Genomic DNA, 16,580 nt, shown 5'->3' with positions numbered 1-16,580 from the left:
CTAAGGTAAGCGAAAAGACGAACGGGAGACGGCGATGCTGGGCGCGATGCAACATTGGCCGCTGCGGATCACGCGGCTGATCGACCATGCCGAGCGCGAGCATGGCCCGCGCGAGATCGTGTCGCGCTACGCCGCTGGCGATGTCGTCCGCACCGACTGGGCCGGCATTGCCCGCGACGCACGCCGCCTCGCCAATGCGCTCGAACGGCTGGGGATGAAGCCCGGCGACCGGATCGCCACCCTGGCGATGAACCACGGCCGCCATCTCGTCGCCTGGTATGGCGTGATCGGCATGGGCGGCGTGCTCCACACCGTGAACCCGCGGCTGTTCGAGGAGCAACTCGTCTATATTTGCAACCATGCCGAGGACCGTATCCTCTTCTACGACGCCGCCTTTGCGCCGATCGTCGAGAAGCTGAGGCCGCAGCTCACCACCGTCGAACATTATATCTGCTTCGATCCGGCCGCCGGGGACGTCGGTTTCGAAGATCTGATCGCGCCGGAGAGCGCCGATTACGCCTGGGTGGACGGCGACGAGCGCGATCCGGCGATGCTCTGCTACACATCGGGCACCACCGGTAATCCGAAGGGCGTGCTCTACGAGCATCGCTCCACTGTGCTCCACGCGCTGACCGAAGTGATGCCCGACGTGTTCGCGCTCTCCAACCGCTCGGTCGGCCTCCCCATCGTGCCGATGTTCCACGCGGCGGCCTGGGGCCTGCCCTTCGCCGCGCCGATCGTCGGCATGAAGCTCGTCTTTTCCGCCGATTACACGCCGCATGTGATGTGCGATCTGATGCGTGACGAAGGCGTCACCCACACCGCGGGCGTGCCCACCGTCTGGCTCGCGCTCATCGGCCATGTCGAGGCAACGGGCGCCGAAATGGGTCCGCTGCAGATTGTCACTATCGGCGGGTCGGCGGCGCCGCGCGCGATGATCGAATGGTTCATGAAGCGCGGCATCCAGGTCGGCCACGCCTGGGGGATGACCGAGATGTCGCCGCTCGGCACTTGCGGCGGCCGCCCCGCGAACTGGGACGACATGGACTGGGCCGAGCAGCTCGATCTCGTCTCCAAGCAAGGCCGCGCGCCGTTCGGCGTCGAGCTGCGCACCGTCGACGACGACGGCAATGTCCTGCCGCGCGACGGCCGGACCTCCGGGCGTCTGCAGGCGCGCGGACCTTGGATCGTCGAGCGCTATTTCAAGGCGGATGAACCTTCGACCGAAGATGGCGGCTGGTTCGACACCGGCGACGTCGCGATCCTTCATACCGACGGCGTGCTCCAGATCACCGACCGGTCGAAGGACGTCATTAAATCGGGCGGCGAGTGGATCAGTTCGATCGATCTCGAAAATGCCGCGGTCGGCTGTCCCGGCGTCGCCGAAGCCGCGGCGGTGGGTGTGCCGCATCCCAAGTGGGACGAACGTCCGATCCTCCTCGTCGTCCGTCGCGAGGGTACGAACGTGAGCGAGGCGGACATCCTTGATCACCTGCGCAACCATGTCGCCAAATGGTGGCTGCCCGACGAGATACTGTTCGTCGACAGCCTGCCCCACACCGCGACCGGCAAGCTGCTCAAGACCGCGATCCGGGACCAGTATCGCGACTACAAGCTCAAGGCGGCATGACACCGCGGACTGGTCAGAACAGCCGCATCTGATCGCCCTCCGGCGGCTGGAACAGGTCGGTGCGCAGATGGAGCCGCTCCCGGTTCAGCCCGTGCTTCGCCACCGCGCGCTGGAAGCGGATGCGGAGCAGATCCGCCCACGGCCCTTGCCCGCGCATCCGCGTCCCGAAATTCGGATCGTTGTCGCGCCCGCCGCGCAGCGATCGGATGATCGCCATCACCTTGCCGGCGCGGTCGGGATAATGTTCGTCGAGCCAGGCGCGGAACAACGGCGCCACCTCATGCGGCAGCCGCACCGGAATGTAGAATACTCCCTTTGCGCCTGCCTCCGCCGCCGCCTCGACCAGCGCCTCCATCTCGTGATCGGTGATCGCCGGAACCACCGGGGCGATCGAGACGTAGGCGGGGACGCCGGCCTCGGCGAGCGCCTTCACCGCCGCCAGCCGCTTGCGCGTCGCCGGCGCGCGCGGCTCCAGCGTGCGTGAGATCGCGGGGGTGAGCGAGGTCACCGATATCGCGACATGCGCGAGGCCGAGCGCGGCCATCGGCGCGATGAGATCGAGATCGCGCAGCACCCGGTCGGACTTGGTGGTGATGCTGAACGGGTGATTGGTCTCCTTCAGCACCTCGAGGATCGACCGCGTGATCCGCCACTCATCCTCGATCGGCTGATAGGGATCGGTGTTCGTCCCCATCGCGATTGTTTCCGGCACGTAGCCGCGCCTGCCGAGCTCGGCGCGGAGCAGCTTCGCGGCATCCGGCTTGGCGAACAGCCGCGTCTCGAAATCAAGGCCGGGCGAGAGGTCGTGGAAGACGTGGGTCGGCCGCGCGAAGCAGTAGATACAGCCGTGCTCGCAGCCGCGGTAGGCGTTGATCGAGCGGTCGAAGCCGATGTCAGGGGAAACGTTGCGCGAAATGATCGTCTTCGGCCGCTCGACGGTGACAGTAGTGCGCATCTTGGGCGCCTCGCCGTCGATCCCCTCGCGCGCGTCGAGCCAGTCGCCGTCCGCCTCGCGCGTCGCCAGCCCGAACCGCGTCGGCACCCGGTTGTCGGGCGCGCCGCGGCCAGGGCGGACTTCGGGATTGCGCATAAGTGGGAACATAACACGAACATTTTGTTGGCACCAGTCATTCGTCATCCCGGCGAAGGCCGGGATCCACCTTTCTTGCTCATTGCGTCGCGGCCCAAGAAGATGGATTCCGGCTTTCGCCGGAATGACGGGAGAATGGATAATGATCGACTGGCACTGGCGGCCGATGACACCAACCGACCTGTCCGGCGTCACTGCTGTCGCCAAAGTGGCCTTTCCCGATCACCCCGAAGCGCCCGAGCGTTTCGCCGAGCGGCTGCGGCTGAGTCCGGGCAACTGCTTCGTGCTCGCCGATACGGACAAAATAGCCGGCTACCTCATCGCCTATCATTGGCCGCTGGGGGAAATGCCTGCGCTGGATGCCCCGCTCGACGAGCTGCCCGAAAGAACGAGCGCGCTTTACCTGCACGATCTCGCGCTATTGCCGGAAGCCGGCGGGTCTGGTCGCGCGCGCGCAGGCATCGCTCTGCTTGTCGATCGTGCGAAGGCGGACGGCTTCACCACGATCGGCTTGGTGTCGGTTAACGACAGCGCCGCCTTCTGGACACGGCTCGGATTCGCGGAGGTCACTCGGGATGCCGCGCTCACCCGGAAGCTCGCGAGCTACGGCCCCGATGCGCGCTACATGATCCGGCGCGTGTGAGCCCCGCCCCTCAGTCGCTCGCCGCCGCCTGCGTCGGGCGCGGCGTGATGCGCACCGCGGTGGGGCCGGACATGCCGGGGAAGCGCGGCCACATGCCCTGCGCCAGCGCTTTGCGGCTGGTCGAGGTCTTGTCCGCCTTCTCTTCGTAGATCCAGTAGTTGCGGAGCACGATCGGCACATAGCCGCGCGTCTCCCAATAAGGGATGCTCTCGATGTAGAGCAGAGGATCGCCGCGATCCATGTTGCGCAAATTCCATTCGGCGATCGGCGCCGGGCCAGCATTGTAGGCGGCGATCACCTTGGGGAGCAGCCCACCGGTGCCGCCTTGCCCCCGCAGATATTCCAGATAGCTCTGGCCATATTCCATGTTGCCGGCGGGGTTGGTGAGCTGGTCGCGGCTGAACGGGCGGCCGCTCCAGCGGGCGATGTCACTCGCCGTTCCAGGGCGGACCTGCATCAGCCCCACCGCGCCCGCCGGGCTCACCACTTCGGTGCGGAAGTTCGATTCCTGCAACGTGTGCGCGAAGACCAGCGACTGATCGACGCGCCAGCCGCCGGTCGGCGTCCAGCCCGGCATCGGGTAGCGCGCGCCGTAATTCACCCGCGCCCCGCGCGGCGCATTGTGCGCCAGCCAATATTGGGTGGAGGCGAGGTTTAGGTCGCTTGCCAGGTGCAGCATCGCGTCATGATCGGCATTGCCGCCGATCCGCGCTTGGTGGCGGATGAAGGTGTCGGCCAGCCCGGTCTCGCCGATCTCGGCGAGCGCCAGCGCGGCGCGGACGTTGGGCTTGCTGCCGATCCGCTGCCATTCTGCGTCGCGGAAATCGTGCAGCTCCGAAAAGCCCGGCGCGCGAATGCCGAGCGCGCTGGCGGCGATCAGCCCGTAGAAGGTCTCCTTCAGCCGCGATGCGGTGCGCAGCCGCGCCTGCACCCGCTCGGGCCGCCCGCACATCATGTCGGCGCGCGCCGCCCAATAATTGCCTGCTGCCATCAGCTCGGGGTCGCCTGATCGGCTGCCGACCGTCGCGAACGCGTCGCCCGCCGCGTTGCAGTCGTGCATCCGCCAGGCGGCGAGCCCCGAGACCCATGCCGCCTGCAGCGCCCATTCCCCCGAGCCGCCGCGTGCGACGTCCGCGAGCCGCTTCGCGTCGCGGTCGGCGCCGATGATGTAATAGGACCAGGCGATGCGCTGGCGGAACTCGGTCTGCGTCTCGAGCGGCAGGTTGTAACCTTCGGACGCCAGCAGCGCCTCGGCCGTGACGGGCTGGTCGCCGACGATCAGCGGCTGGATCTTCGCGTCGAGCGCGCGCGCGAGCGGATCGGTGCTGGTCGATCGCGCGCGGCCGCGGCGCGGCTGGCTGCCGGCCCAGACCAGATTTTGCGCGACGGGAATGTTGGGAAGGCTCGTTGCGCCGCGCGTCGTCGCGAGGCGAGAGAGCTGCGCGGCCTGCGGCAGATCGGGCGCGACGGCGATCAGCGTCAGCAATTGGTCGAGCGATACGGTCGGCGATCCTTTGGCGAGATAGAGCTCCGCGCGCGCCGCATTGTGGAGAAGCCCCGGCTGCGTGCCGTCCAGCCGCGTCGCCGCGTCGCCCCAGTTCGCGCCGCGGATCGATGCGAAGATCGCGCGATAATTTTCGCGCTCGGACTGGCTCAACATCGTGGGCAGAGCATGCTTCGCCTGGCCGCGCGCGAGACGGGCATCGCCGGCTACGGCAGGCGCGACGGGCAACGCCGCCGCTGCCACCGCGGCGAGAAGGAGGAAGCGAAGTCTGGTCATCCGTCCAGCTCCCGTATCAGCATTTGCAGGTCGGCCCAGGCGTGCGCCTTGAGCGCGGGCTGGCGCAGCAGCAACTCGGGCGACAGCGTCGCCAGCGTCCGTATTGCGCCCGCGGGGGTTTCCAAATCGTGCCACCGGCCCCGCGCTTGCGCCACCGTTGCGCCCAGCATCGCATGCGCCGCGCCGTCGCCGAACAGCAGCAGCGCGCGCGGCTTGGCGAGCGCGATATGATGGAGCGCGAGATCGGTGCACTGCCGTGCCGCATCGCCGGACAGCCGGCCGCTGGGCGCGCGGAAGCAGGATAGGGCGGCGAGGTACATCGACGACCGGTCGCGCCCGATCGCGGAGAGCATCCGGTCGAACAGCCGCCCGGCGTCGCCCGATAGCAAAGTGCCGGCGGCGCAATCTTCGGACGCCGGCATGTCGATCACGATCATCAGCCCGGCGGCAGGATCGCCCGAGGGGCAGACGCGCGGCGCGCCCGGCGCGTGATGCGGCAGCGCGTCGCTGGTCGCGAGATGATCCTGGAAAAGGCCGAGCTGATCGGGAAGTGCCGTTGCCGGCGCGGCAGGTTCCGGCATCGCGGCTGGCGGGGCCGGCTCCGAGGTCTTCGCGCGCAGCCAATTGCGTGGCTCCTCGCCGACGATCACGTCGATGCCCGCGTCCGCCCACCACTCCAGCGCGCTCGCCGCAGTGGCGGGATCCAAGGTCTCACCCCGCTCCACGCCGCCACTTGAGTCAGTCCGCGGCGGTCTGGTCAACCGCAAACCGCTGGCCTATCTGCAAAGCGTTGGCCGTTTGCGGTGAAAGGCGGCGGCAGGGCGACACGGAAGGACGGTGAATGGCGGACCGGGAGTCGATGCAATATGATGTGGTGATCGTCGGCGCGGGTCCCGCTGGCCTGTCTGCTGGCATCCGCCTCAAACAGCTTGCCGACGAAGCGGGGCGCGAACTTTCGGTCTGCATCCTCGAAAAGGGCTCCGAGGTCGGCGCGCACATCCTCTCCGGCGCGGTGGTCGATCCCCGCGCGCTCGACGAACTGATCCCGGACTGGAAGGAGCGGGGCAGCCCGCTCACCGTCCCGGTCACCGAGAACCATCATTGGGTGCTCAGCCGCACCGGCAAATATGCCGTGCCGCATCTGATGATGCCGCCCTTCATGAACAACAAGGGCACCTATACGCTCAGCCTCGGCAACCTCTGTCGCTGGCTGGCGGGGCAGGCCGAGGCGCTGGGCGTCGAGATCTTCCCGGGCTTCGCCGCCGCCGAGATATTGTTCCACGACGACGGATCGGTGAAAGGCGTCGCGACCGGGGACATGGGCGTCGCGCGCGACGGGACGCACAGGCCCGATTACCAGCCCGGGATGGAGCTCCACGGCAAATACACCTTCTTTGCCGAAGGGGTGCGCGGCCATCTCACCAAGGAATTGAGGCGCATCTTCGCACTTGATTCAGAGAGCGAGCCACAAGTATATGGAATCGGGCTGAAAGAGCTTTGGGACATCGATCCCGCCAAGCACCAGGCCGGCCGGGTCATCCATACCCAGGGCTGGCCGCTCGACGATGCCTGGGGCGGCGGCTTCCTCTATCATCAGGAGAACAACCAGGTCGCGCTAGGCTTCGTGGTCGCGCTCTCCTACAAAAACCCGCACCTCGCTCCGTTCGAGGAGTTTCAGCGCTGGAAGCAGCACCCGTCGATCCGCGCGATCCTGGAGGGCGGGCGCCGCGTCTCCTATGGTGCGCGCGCGATCAACGAGGGCGGCTATCAGGCGATCCCGAAGCTCGTCTTTCCTGGCGGCGCGCTGATCGGTTGCTCGGCGGGCTTCGTCAACGTGCCGCGCATAAAGGGCAGCCACACCGCGATGAAGAGCGCGATGCTCGCCGCCGAAGCCGCCTTCGCCGCGATCTCGGCCGAGAGGGCGGGGGATACGCTCGCCGACTATGACACCGCGCTCCACGCGTCGTGGGTAGCGGACGAACTGAAGATGGTCCGCAACGTCGAGCCGATGGTCGCCAAGTTCGGCGGCACGCTCGGCACGATGCTGGCGGGCGCAGACATGTGGATGCGCTATTTGAAGATCGGACTGCCGTTCACGATGAAGCATCATCCCGATCACAGCCAGATGTGGCGGCAGGACATGGCGCCCAAGATCGCCTATCTCAAACCCGACGGCGTCATCAGCTTCGATCGTCTCTCCTCGGTGTTCCTGTCGAACACCAATCATGAGGAGGATCAGCCGATCCACCTGACGCTCAAGGATCCCGATATCCCGATCCGCCACAATCTGCCGCTCTATGACGAGCCGGCGCAGCGTTATTGCCCGGCGGGCGTTTACGAGGTGGTCGGCGAGGCGGAGGGAGATCCCCGCTTCGTCATCAACGCGCAGAATTGCGTCCACTGCAAGACGTGCGACATCAAGGATCCGCCGCAGAACATCAACTGGGTGGTCCCGGAGGGCGGAGGAGGCCCCAATTATCCCAACATGTAAGCATCTTATCGCTGCCACGACGGCGCTGGCGCTGGTTCCGGCCGCTGCGCATGCCAATGTCAGCGATCGCTCGCTGATCAGCGCTTATGCCCAGGCGCGCGCCGCCGACAGCTTCGGCGCCCCGGAGCGCGCGGCGCAGGGCTATGCCGCCGTCATGGCGGCATCGCCCGAGGACGCGGGGCTGGCCCTCCGCGCGCTCGATCAGGCGTTGGCGGCGGGCGATCAGGCGCTGGCGGTGCGCGCCGCGCGGACGCTCGAACGCGCCGGCATGGCGACCGCCGAGGCGCGCTTCACGCTTCTCGCCGATGCGCTCACCCGCAAGAACTGGAAGGCCGCATCGGCCGAGATCGCCGCGCTCGACGAAGATCGCGTGTTCATGCTGATGACGCCGGTCCTCAAGGCCTGGCTCAGCTTCGAGACGAAGAAGCGCGACGCGCTCGCGCAGCTCGACGCCGCGGGGCAGGACCGGACGGTCGGCTCCTATATCGCCGAGCATCGCGCATTGCTCCTTTTAGCGCTCGGCCAGCGCGACGCGGGGCTGGCGGCGCTCGAACCCCTGATCGCCGGCGAGGGCGGGCGGGCCCAGCGCCTCCGCATCGCCGCCGCCGCGACGCTCCAGCGCCGGCGCGACCGCGCCGCGGCGGAAACGCTGTTGGCGGGCGACAAGCCGCCGGTCGCGGCGGCGCGTGCGATGCTCGCCGCCAACCAGCCGATTCCCGGCGCGATCGACAGCGCGCGGAGCGGCATCGCCGAATTCCTCGCGCGCCTCGCCGCCGACATCGCCGGCCAGAACGCGCCGGGCGCCGGCGTCGGCTTCGCGCGGCTCTCAACCTTCCTCGCGCCGGAGAACAGCGAGACCTGGCTGGTCGCCAGCGACCTCCTCGCCGCGACCGATCATCGCGAGACGGCGCTCGCCGCGCTCGACGCCATCCCCGCCGGCGATCCCTTCCGCGCCGCGGTACAGGACAGCCGCGTCCGCCTGCTCGCCGCGACCGGCGATCGCGAAGGCGCGCTGGCCCGCGCCGAAGCGGCCGCGAAGCGTGAGGGCGCCAATGCCGCCGAATGGACCCGGCTCGGCGATCTCTACACCGAGGCGAAGAAATATACCGAAGCAGCAGAGGCTTATGGGCAGGCTCTGACACTCGCCAGCGACAGCGGCCCGCCCGCGAAATGGACTCTTCACCTGCTGCGCGGCAGCGCGTTGGAGCAGGGCGGGCGGTGGAACGAGGCCAAGCCAGAGCTGGAGGCGGCGTACAAGCTCGCGCCGGACCAGCCGATCGTCCTCAACTATCTCGGTTATGCCCAGCTCGAGCGGCGCGAGAATATCGTCGAGGCGGAGAAACTGGTGCGCGAGGCGAGCCGGCTCCAGCCCAACGACGCGGCGATCACCGACTCGCTCGGCTGGGCGCTCCACCTCAACGGCAAGACCGATCAGGCGATCCCGCTGCTCGAGCGCGCCGCCGTCGGCGAGCCCAACGATCCCGCGATCCACGAGCATCTCGGCGATGCCTATTACAGCGTCGGCCGGCGGATCGAGGCACGCTTCGCCTGGGCGGCGGCGCTCGCCGCGGCGGAGGAGGATGAGGATTCCACCCGCATCCGCGCCAAGATCGATACGGGGCTGACGCCGCAGCTCGCATCGCCCTGATGCGCGAAATCGCCTACGCCAAGGTCAACTTGGCGCTCCACGTCCGCGCGCGCGAGCCCGACGGCTATCACCGCATCGAGACGCTGTTCGCCTTTTGCGAACATGGGGACGCGCTGGAGGTAGCCGAGGCGGATGAGATCATTCTGTCGGTCGATGGGCCGTTCGCCGAAGCGGTCGGCGCAGGCGAGGATAATCTCGTCCTCCGCGCCGCGCGCGCGCTCGCCGCACGGCATGGCGTCACCCGCGGCGCTGCGCTCCACCTCGACAAGAGCCTGCCGGTCGCGGCGGGCATCGGCGGCGGGTCAGCGGATGCGGCGGCGGCGCTCCGCCTGCTGGCGCGCTTCTGGTGGCTGGACGCGGACGAGGAGACACTTTGCGGCATCGCCGCCGGGCTGGGCGCGGACGTGCCCGCGTGCGTCGTCTCGCGCACGGTACGCGGCGATAACCGGGGCGACGTCCTGACTCCGTCGGACGAAAATTGGAGCGGCACCCCCATTCTTCTCGTCAACCCGCGCGTGCCAGTTTCGACGCCCGCCGTCTTCGCGCGCTGGGACGGCCTGGATCGCGGCCCGCTCGGCACCGCGCATGCGGGCCGCAACGATCTGGAGTCACCGGCGCGCAGCCTCGCGCCGGAGGTGGGCGATCTGCTGTCGCTGCTCGGTGCGCAGCCGGGCACGACCCTGGTCCGCATGTCGGGCTCGGGCGCCACCTGCTTCGCCTGCTTCGAAGATGAACCCGCGCGCGATGCGGCGGCGGCGGCGCTGGAGGCTGCACAGCCAGACTGGTGGACGCTCGCGACTCGTCTCCGCTGACCCACGAATCTCGCTAGGGGACAGGTTTTTCAGCATGTTAACCATTATGTCCCGCATTCGAACGTCGTGGCACGCCTCTTGCTGACAAAGGTTTACGGGTCGAGGCGGGTCCGTGGTTCCCGCCGACATCCGCGCCCGGTCCCTTGTCCTTTCGTGGGAGGGCAAGCGCAGAGGCTCTCGGGGGGTCCGGATCGCCAGGCGATCCGGCCCTTTCTTTATGGCCCGCGCTCTGCGATGCGCAGCCGATGTTCGATCTCATCATCGACGGCGAAGTCGCCCGCCTGACGCTGAACCGACCGGAGGCTCGCAACGCGATCCCGCTCGACGGCTGGGACGCGCTCGCCGCCTGCGTGCGCGAGGCGGAAGAATGCGCGCGGGCGCTGATCCTCGCAGGCGCAGGCGGCGCCTTCTCGGCGGGCGCGGACCTCACCGCATTCGCTACCTTCCACCATAACAGCGAAGCCGCAGCCGGTTTCCGTCACGCGATGCGGCGCGGGATCGACGCGCTGCGCGACTGCGCCATCCCGACGATCGCGCTGGTCGAGGGCGCCTGCTACGGCGCCGGAGTCGCGCTCGCCATCGCCTGCGACATCCGGATCGCATCGCCCGCTGCAATCTTCGCGATCACCCCCGCGAAGCTCGGCATTTCCTATCCGCAGGAGGATATCGCCCGGCTCGTCGCGCTGGTCGGCCCCGCGCAGGCATCGCGGCTGCTCCTCGCGGCCGAGGCGGTGGATGGCGCGGAGGCTGCGCGGATCGGGCTTGTCGAGCGTTGCGACGCCAATGCCTCCACAGTCGCCGCATCGCTGGCGGGCGCTATCGCAAGCCACGATCCAGACAGTATCGCAGCGCTCAAGCGCGGCATCGCGCTCGCCGCGCGCGGCGTAGCGAGCGATACCGGGCAGGACGAAAGCTTCGATGCGTTGCTGACCAGCGATGCGCTGGCCGAGCGGCTTCGCGCGCGCCGGGATGCGCGCCGCCTTGCCTGACCCATGCGGCTGCGCCACAACCCGCCGATGCGCGCGCTGATCCTCCTGCTTCTGCTCACCGCATGTGGCGCCTCGCCCGAGGCCGCCGAACAGGCGATGGCGCCCGATGCCGATAGCGGCCGGATCGAATGCGCGCTGGCGGGCGCGGCCGAATTCGCGCCGCGCTGCACGCTCGAGCGGATGGCGGAGCCGGAGGGGCTGATCCTGGTGATCCGCGCGCCCGACGGCGGGTTCCGCCGCCTGCAGGTCGTGCAGGATGGCCGCGGCGTCGTCACCGCCGACGGATCGGAGACGGCGCTGGTCACGCCGATCGGCGGCAACCGCATCGAGGTCGCGGTCGGCGCGGACCGCTACCGGCTTCCCGCCACCGTCAAATGAGCGAGCGCCCGATCTGGTCCGCGGCCGAAATGCGCGCTGCGGAGGAGGCCGCCATCGCGGCAGGCACGCCGGTCGAGACGCTGATGGACCGCGCCGGCCGCGCGGCGGCGGAAGCGATCTGGCGTTTCGCAGGCCCGCTTCCGGCGCTCGTGCTGTGCGGCCCCGGCAACAATGGCGGCGACGGCTATGTCATAGCCCGGGTGCTGAAGGCGCGCGGCATGGACGTGGCGGTCGCAGCGCTCGGCGATCCGAAGACGCCCGCCGCGCATGCGGCGGCTGGGGCTTGGGCCGGGCCGGTCGCGACATTCGAGAGCGCGGAGCCGCGCCCGTTGCTGATTGACGCCTTGTTCGGCACCGGCCTCCGCCGCAGCCTCGACGACGGCGTTGCCGCGCAACTGGCGGCGCTGGCGGAAGATGCCGCGGTAAGGGTGGCGGTCGATCTGCCGAGCGGTGTCGCCACCCATGACGGCGCATTGCTCTCGCCGGTGCCGGTCAACGATCTCACGATCACCTTCGCGACGCTCAAGCCCGCGCATCGCCTCCAGCCCGCCGCCCGCCATATGGGGCGCATCGTGGTCGCCGCCATCGGCGTCGCGGGGGAGAGTGCGCTGGCCGAAATCGGCCGCCCTCTGCTCCGCGCGCCCGGCCCGGACGATCACAAGTACAAGCGCGGCTTCGTCCTCGTCGCAGGCGGCGACCTCGCCGGCGCGGCCGAACTGGCTGCCGAGGCGGCGCTGCGCGCAGGGGCGGGCGCGGTGCGGCTGCTCGGCGTATCGCCCTCGGCGGCGCTCCCGCGCGCGATCATGCAGTCCGGGACGATCGAAACCGGTCTCGACGACGACCGGCTGGGCGCGGTCGTGTTCGGCCCCGGCACGTTGCCCGGCCCGGAGTCGGATCTGCTGCTCACCCAGCTCCTCGCTTCGGACAAGGCGCTGGTGCTCGATGCCGGCGCGCTCGTCCTGCTCGCCAATCGGGGGCCGGACGCGCTCCGGGGTCTGCCCGAGCCGGCGATCCTCACGCCGCATCCCGGTGAGTTCTCGCGGCTGTTCGGCGAGATCGGCGGTAGCAAGGTCGATCGCGCGCGCGCCGCCGCCGCGCGCTCGGGGGCGGTGGTCGTCGATAAGGGGCCGGACACCGTGGTCGCCGCGCCCGACGGCCGCGCCGGGATCTCCGCCGGTTCCTCGCCCTGGCTAGCGACCGCGGGTTCTGGCGACGTGCTGGCGGGCGCGATCGCCGCGGCACGCGCGGCGGGGTTCGATGCCTTCGCCGCTGCCAAGGCGGGGGTCTGGCTCCACCAGCGCGCCGCCGAGATCGCCGGCCCAGGCCTCATCGCTGACGATGTCGTGGAGGCGCTAGCTCTCGCCTTCGCCGAATGTACGTGAGCGAGACGATCGTCCGGATCGCGGCGCGCGGTGACGGCGTCACCGCATCCGGCCGCCACGTCGCGCTCGCCGCGCCGGGTGATTGGGTCGATGCAGCGGGCGCACTGACGACCGGCCCGCACCGCGCCGCGCCGCCCTGCCGCCATTTCCCCGAATGCGGAGGCTGCCAGCTTCAGCATGTCGACGACGCGGCTTATGCCGATTTCGTCCGCGACCGCATCGCCGGCGCGCTGGCCGCGCAGGGACTTACGGCGGACATCCGGGCGCCCCATCTCTCGCCGCCGCTGAGCCGCCGCCGCGCATCGCTCCGGGCCGAGCGGCGGGCCCAAACGGTGCTGCTCGGCTTCAACGCCGAGGCTAGTCACCGCATCGTCGACATGCGCGCATGCGATATCCTCCGGCCCGAGCTGTTCGCGCTCGTCGCGCCGTTGCGTGCGCTGCTCGCCACTATCCTTGGCCCCCGCCACGCCTGCGGCGTTCGGCTGACGCTCGCCGATCAGGGCGTTGATCTGTTGTTCGAGAAGCTTACGGTCGATGGTCTGGCCGCGTCTGAAGCGCTCACTGCCTTCGCCGCTGAACATCGCCTCGCCCGCCTCGCGGTCGACGACGGTTATGGCCCGGAGACGCTGTGGGAGCCCGAGCCGACCACTGTTACGCTAGGCGGCATCCCCGTCGCGCTGCCTCACGGCGCCTTCCTCCAGGCGACCGACGATGGCGAGACGGCGCTGGTTGCTGCGGTCCGCGAGGCCGTCGGCGATTCGGCAACAGTCGCCGATCTCTTCGCCGGCCTTGGCACCTTCGCGCTGGCGCTGCCCGGCCGCGTCTATGCCGCCGAAGGCGCGCGCGATGCGGCTCTGGCGCTGAAGGCCGCAGCAAACCGCGCGCAGCGCCCGGTCTTCGTCGATCACCGCGATCTCTTCCGCCGCCCGCTCGACGGCGTCGAACTCGCGCGGTTCGACGCCGTCGTGCTCGATCCGCCCCGCGCCGGCGCCAAGGAGCAGGCGGCCGCGCTCGCCGGCGCGGACGTCGCGCGCATCGCTTACGCCTCGTGCAACCCCGCCACCTTCGCCCGCGACGCAAAGACGCTCGTCGAAGGCGGGTGGCGCCTGGCCTGGGTCCAGCCGGTCGGGCAGTTCCGCTGGTCCACCCACGTCGAGCTAGTCGGCGCGTTTACGCGCTGAGGCTACCCGCCAACCGTCACCCCGGACCTGATCCGAGGTTCACCTTCTTTCGCTCTGCGTCCCGTTCAGGAAAAGGTGGATGCCGGATCAATTTCGGCATGAGGAGGCAAGGGGGCGAAGGCGCGCCAGCCTCCGCCCCTTCACCTCAGTCGAACAGCTTCCCGAAGGCGCGCTTGGCGCGCTGCTTCCAGTGGCCGCGGTGATAGGCGTCGCTGGCCAGCAGCGGCAGCACCGTGGTCGCCTCGGCGAACACCATCTGCTCCATCGCGGTCGAGACCTTGCCCCAGCTCGCCGCCTCCTGCAGCGTCGAGGAAGAGCAGGCGCCGTCGCGCACGTCGGCGACGGTGATCTGAACCGCATATTTGTGCACCTCGACATCCTCGTGACCGAGGATCTCGGCGCAGACCACGGTGTCCTGCACGAAATTCTTCGGCACGCCGCCGCCGATCATCAGCAGGCCGGTCGTGCCCGCCTTGATCTTGATGTCGGTCAGCTCGCGGAAGTCGGCAATGCTGTCGATCGTCATATAGGGCTTGCCCGCCTTCATGGCGTCGACCTGATGCTTGACGAGGCCGAAGCCCGCCGAGGAATCGGTGAAGGCCGGGCAGAAGATCGGCACGTCATGCTCGAAGGCGAGCTTGACGAGGCTATTGTCCTTCTTGCCGTTCTTGGTCAACCAGCGGCCCATCTCGCGGATGAAGGCGCGGCTCGAATAGGCCTTGGGCTCGACCGCATTGGCGATGTCGCCGATTGTATGATCGGTCTCCTGCAGTTTCTCTTCGTCGATATAGGTGTCGTAGATGCGGTCAATGTAGAGCGAGCGCAGGGTATCGTCGTCCGGGATTTCAAGTGCTTGGTAATGCTTGTGGCCAAGCGCTTCGAAGAAATCCATGTCGACGATCGTGGCGCCGGTGGCGACGATGCAATCGACCATGTTGTTCTTGAGGAGCTCGGCATAGAGATCCATGCAACCGCCCGCCGAGGTTGATCCCGCGATCACCAGGATGATCGAGCAATCGGGGTCGCTCAGCATCTGGTTGTAGATCTCGGTCGCGCGGCCGAGGTCGCGGCTCGAGAAGCTCATCTTCTTCATCGCATCGACGATCGGACGGGCGTCGAAGCTCGTGATGTCGATATGCTCGACCTCTGTGCCGAGCAGTTCGGCCTTGCGGGTGTCGTTGACGGCGGCGTCGTTCATTTTTCACATATCTCCATGCGGCGTCATTGCGAGGAGCAAAGCGACGAAGCAATCCAGCGGGCCTTCGCCGCGCTGGATTGCTTCACTGCGCTCGCAATGACGAAATGGGGCTACAGCGTAACGACGTTCGAAGGAACCGCGCGTTCCGCGGCGGTCGCGTACATCGTCTCCATCGGCTGATCGCCGACGATCTCGCGGAGGTCCGAACCGAAGCCGTTGAAGCCGGTGCGCATCGCGCAGCCATAGGCGCCGAGCATGCCGATCTCGACGTAGTCGCCGGGGCCGACGTCCGCAGGAAGCAGGAACGGGCCGGCCATATGGTCGAGGTCGTCGCAGGTCGGACCGTAGAAGCTGAATGCGATGTCCTTGGCGTCGGACGCCGGCTCGCGCACCAGCTTGACCGGGAAGCGCCAGCCGACGTGCGCAGCATCGAACAGCGCACCATAGGCACCGTCATTGATGTAAAGCTCGTCGCCGCGGCGCTTCTCGACACGGACCAGCACGCTCGCATATTCCGCGCAGAGCGCGCGGCCGGGTTCGCACCACAGCTCCGCCGAATAGGAAATCGGCAGGCTTTCGAACGCTTTGTGGATCGTTTCGAAATAGGTTTCGAGCGGCGGCGGCTCCATGCCCGGATAGACCGACGGGAAGCCGCCGCCGACGTCGACGATATCCACTGTGACGGCGGCATCGACGATCGCGGCGCGCACGCGCTCCATCGCCTCGGAATAAGCGGCAGGCGTCATCGCCTGGCTGCCGACGTGGAAGCAGATGCCCATCGCGTCCGCCGCTTGGCGCGCCGCGAACAGCAGCTCGCGCGTCTCGCCCGGCTCGGCGCCGAACTTGGACGCGAGACTGAGCTTGGAATGATCGGAGGAGACGCGGAGGCGCACCAGCAGGTTGAGGTCGCTCGCATCGCCGGTCGCGCGCTGGATCTTGCGCAGCTCGTCCATCGTATCGAGCGAGAAAGTGCGCACGCCGTGCGTGAAATAAGCTTCCTCGATCGCTTCCTCGGCCTTCACCGGATGCATAAAGCACAATGTCGCCTGCGGCAGCGTGCGCGCCACCAGGCGCACCTCGGCGATCGACGCCACGTCGTAATGCGTGACACCGCTATCCCACAGGATTTCGAGCAGATCGGCCGAAGGATTGGCTTTCACGGCATACATCGACCGGCCCGGAAACTTCTCGACGAAGAAGCGGGCGGCACGCCGCGCGGCGTGCGGACGAAGAAGCGTGACCGGCTGCACCGGACGGCGCTCGGCGATCTCGGCAACCGTGACGTTGCCGGTAGAGGCGGTAGCTAGCCCCAGCGCGCTATGATGCTTGTGCAACTCAAGGGACCTCCAGGGGTATTG

The 16,580-nt window shown here is 68.4% G+C and carries 14 protein-coding genes; 9 read left to right on the top strand and 5 right to left on the bottom strand.

The genetic code is table 11. The features are described 5' to 3' along the window. Positions 1-46: 46 nt before the first annotated feature. The gene (locus B9N75_RS00190) at positions 47-1,630 is read left to right on the top strand and encodes a long-chain fatty acid--CoA ligase (protein ID WP_280173571.1); all 1,584 of its coding nucleotides are present in this window, start codon (positions 47-49) and stop codon (positions 1,628-1,630) included. Positions 1,631-1,643: 13 nt separating this feature from the next. Here B9N75_RS00190 and B9N75_RS00185 read toward each other — a convergent pair whose 3' ends face one another. Continuing rightward, on the bottom strand, positions 1,644-2,720 hold the full coding sequence (locus B9N75_RS00185) for a PA0069 family radical SAM protein (protein ID WP_085216967.1): 1,077 nt from the start codon (positions 2,718-2,720) through the stop codon (positions 1,644-1,646). A gap of 142 nt (positions 2,721-2,862) precedes the next feature. Here B9N75_RS00185 and B9N75_RS00180 point away from each other — a divergent pair, with 142 nt between their 5' ends. Next, complete coding sequence (locus tag B9N75_RS00180) at positions 2,863-3,363, top strand: GNAT family N-acetyltransferase (protein WP_197685119.1); 501 nt, start codon at positions 2,863-2,865, stop codon at positions 3,361-3,363. Positions 3,364-3,373: 10 nt separating this feature from the next. Here the strand turns inward: B9N75_RS00180 and B9N75_RS00175 are convergent, their stop codons facing one another. Then, a complete protein-coding gene (locus tag B9N75_RS00175) occupies positions 3,374-5,143 on the bottom strand; it encodes a lytic transglycosylase domain-containing protein (RefSeq protein WP_085216966.1) in 1,770 nt (589 codons plus the stop codon). Further along, a complete protein-coding gene (locus tag B9N75_RS00170; protein ID WP_157123616.1) occupies positions 5,140-5,850 on the bottom strand; it encodes a uracil-DNA glycosylase in 711 nt (236 codons plus the stop codon). Before B9N75_RS00170 ends, B9N75_RS00175 begins: the two co-directional genes overlap by 4 nt. A 134-nt stretch (positions 5,851-5,984) precedes the next feature. Here B9N75_RS00170 and B9N75_RS00165 point away from each other — a divergent pair, with 134 nt between their 5' ends. The 7 genes from B9N75_RS00165 to B9N75_RS00135 all read left to right on the top strand — a co-directional run bounded on the left by B9N75_RS00165 (position 5,985) and on the right by B9N75_RS00135 (position 14,024). Next, positions 5,985-7,634, top strand: coding sequence for an electron transfer flavoprotein-ubiquinone oxidoreductase (locus B9N75_RS00165; RefSeq protein ID WP_085216964.1), 1,650 nt, complete (start codon positions 5,985-5,987; stop codon positions 7,632-7,634). 154 nt (positions 7,635-7,788) lie between these two features. Beyond that, positions 7,789-9,282 carry a tetratricopeptide repeat protein gene (locus tag B9N75_RS00160; protein ID WP_085216963.1) on the top strand — a complete coding sequence of 498 codons (1,494 nt, stop codon included), beginning with the start codon at positions 7,789-7,791 and terminating at the stop codon, positions 9,280-9,282. Further along, positions 9,282-10,094 (top strand): 4-(cytidine 5'-diphospho)-2-C-methyl-D-erythritol kinase, encoded by an 813-nt coding sequence (locus B9N75_RS00155; RefSeq protein ID WP_085216962.1) that lies wholly within the window; start codon positions 9,282-9,284, stop codon positions 10,092-10,094. The genes B9N75_RS00160 and B9N75_RS00155 overlap by 1 nt, the downstream gene beginning before the upstream one ends. Before the next feature lie 245 nt (positions 10,095-10,339). Then, the gene (locus tag B9N75_RS00150; protein ID WP_085216961.1) at positions 10,340-11,083 is read left to right on the top strand and encodes an enoyl-CoA hydratase/isomerase family protein; all 744 of its coding nucleotides are present in this window, start codon (positions 10,340-10,342) and stop codon (positions 11,081-11,083) included. Between the two features lie 27 nt (positions 11,084-11,110). Beyond that, a complete protein-coding gene (locus tag B9N75_RS00145) occupies positions 11,111-11,461 on the top strand; it encodes a hypothetical protein (RefSeq protein WP_085219314.1) in 351 nt (116 codons plus the stop codon). Beyond that, complete coding sequence (locus B9N75_RS00140; protein ID WP_085216960.1) at positions 11,458-12,843, top strand: NAD(P)H-hydrate dehydratase; 1,386 nt, start codon at positions 11,458-11,460, stop codon at positions 12,841-12,843. The genes B9N75_RS00145 and B9N75_RS00140 overlap by 4 nt, the downstream gene beginning before the upstream one ends. Continuing rightward, on the top strand, positions 12,834-14,024 hold the full coding sequence (locus tag B9N75_RS00135; protein ID WP_085216959.1) for a class I SAM-dependent RNA methyltransferase: 1,191 nt from the start codon (positions 12,834-12,836) through the stop codon (positions 14,022-14,024). The genes B9N75_RS00140 and B9N75_RS00135 overlap by 10 nt, the downstream gene beginning before the upstream one ends. Positions 14,025-14,169: 145 nt before the next feature. On the opposite strand, the gene B9N75_RS00130 is transcribed toward B9N75_RS00135, so the two are convergent. Together B9N75_RS00130 and B9N75_RS00125 are read right to left on the bottom strand one after the other, a co-directional pair. Continuing rightward, entirely contained in the window at positions 14,170-15,222 is a 1,053-nt protein-coding gene (locus B9N75_RS00130; protein WP_085216958.1) for a 1,9-bis(guanidino)-5-aza-nonane synthase, read from the bottom strand. A gap of 110 nt (positions 15,223-15,332) precedes the next feature. Continuing rightward, positions 15,333-16,556: a type III PLP-dependent enzyme gene (locus B9N75_RS00125; RefSeq protein WP_085216957.1), complete on the bottom strand. Its 1,224-nt coding sequence runs from the start codon at positions 16,554-16,556 to the stop codon at positions 15,333-15,335. Between the last annotated feature and the right edge of the window lie 24 nt (positions 16,557-16,580).

This window comes from Allosphingosinicella indica (assembly GCF_900177405.1).
In the GTDB taxonomy this organism is placed as follows: Bacteria; Pseudomonadota; Alphaproteobacteria; order Sphingomonadales; family Sphingomonadaceae; genus Allosphingosinicella; species Allosphingosinicella indica.
Note: the sequence above shows the minus strand (reverse complement) of the source record. Positions and strands in the feature narration are given on the sequence as shown.

Excerpts from the sequence above, each read along its gene's own strand:
- B9N75_RS00140 (WP_085216960.1), top strand. The coding sequence starts at position 11,458 with ATGAGCGAGCGCCCGATCTGGTCCGCGGCCGAAATGCGCGCTGCGGAG.
- B9N75_RS00175 (WP_085216966.1), bottom strand. The coding sequence starts at position 5,143 with ATGACCAGACTTCGCTTCCTCCTTCTCGCCGCGGTGGCAGCGGCGGCG.
- B9N75_RS00145 (WP_085219314.1), top strand. The coding sequence starts at position 11,111 with ATGCGCGCGCTGATCCTCCTGCTTCTGCTCACCGCATGTGGCGCCTCG.
- B9N75_RS00160 (WP_085216963.1), top strand. The coding sequence starts at position 7,789 with ATGGCGGCATCGCCCGAGGACGCGGGGCTGGCCCTCCGCGCGCTCGAT.
- B9N75_RS00155 (WP_085216962.1), top strand. The coding sequence starts at position 9,282 with ATGCGCGAAATCGCCTACGCCAAGGTCAACTTGGCGCTCCACGTCCGC.
- B9N75_RS00130 (WP_085216958.1), bottom strand. The coding sequence starts at position 15,222 with ATGAACGACGCCGCCGTCAACGACACCCGCAAGGCCGAACTGCTCGGC.
- B9N75_RS00180 (WP_197685119.1), top strand. The coding sequence starts at position 2,863 with ATGATCGACTGGCACTGGCGGCCGATGACACCAACCGACCTGTCCGGC.
- B9N75_RS00185 (WP_085216967.1), bottom strand. The coding sequence starts at position 2,720 with ATGCGCAATCCCGAAGTCCGCCCTGGCCGCGGCGCGCCCGACAACCGG.
- B9N75_RS00190 (WP_280173571.1), top strand. The coding sequence starts at position 47 with ATGCAACATTGGCCGCTGCGGATCACGCGGCTGATCGACCATGCCGAG.
- B9N75_RS00165 (WP_085216964.1), top strand. The coding sequence starts at position 5,985 with ATGGCGGACCGGGAGTCGATGCAATATGATGTGGTGATCGTCGGCGCG.
- B9N75_RS00135 (WP_085216959.1), top strand. The coding sequence starts at position 12,834 with ATGTACGTGAGCGAGACGATCGTCCGGATCGCGGCGCGCGGTGACGGC.
- B9N75_RS00150 (WP_085216961.1), top strand. The coding sequence starts at position 10,340 with ATGTTCGATCTCATCATCGACGGCGAAGTCGCCCGCCTGACGCTGAAC.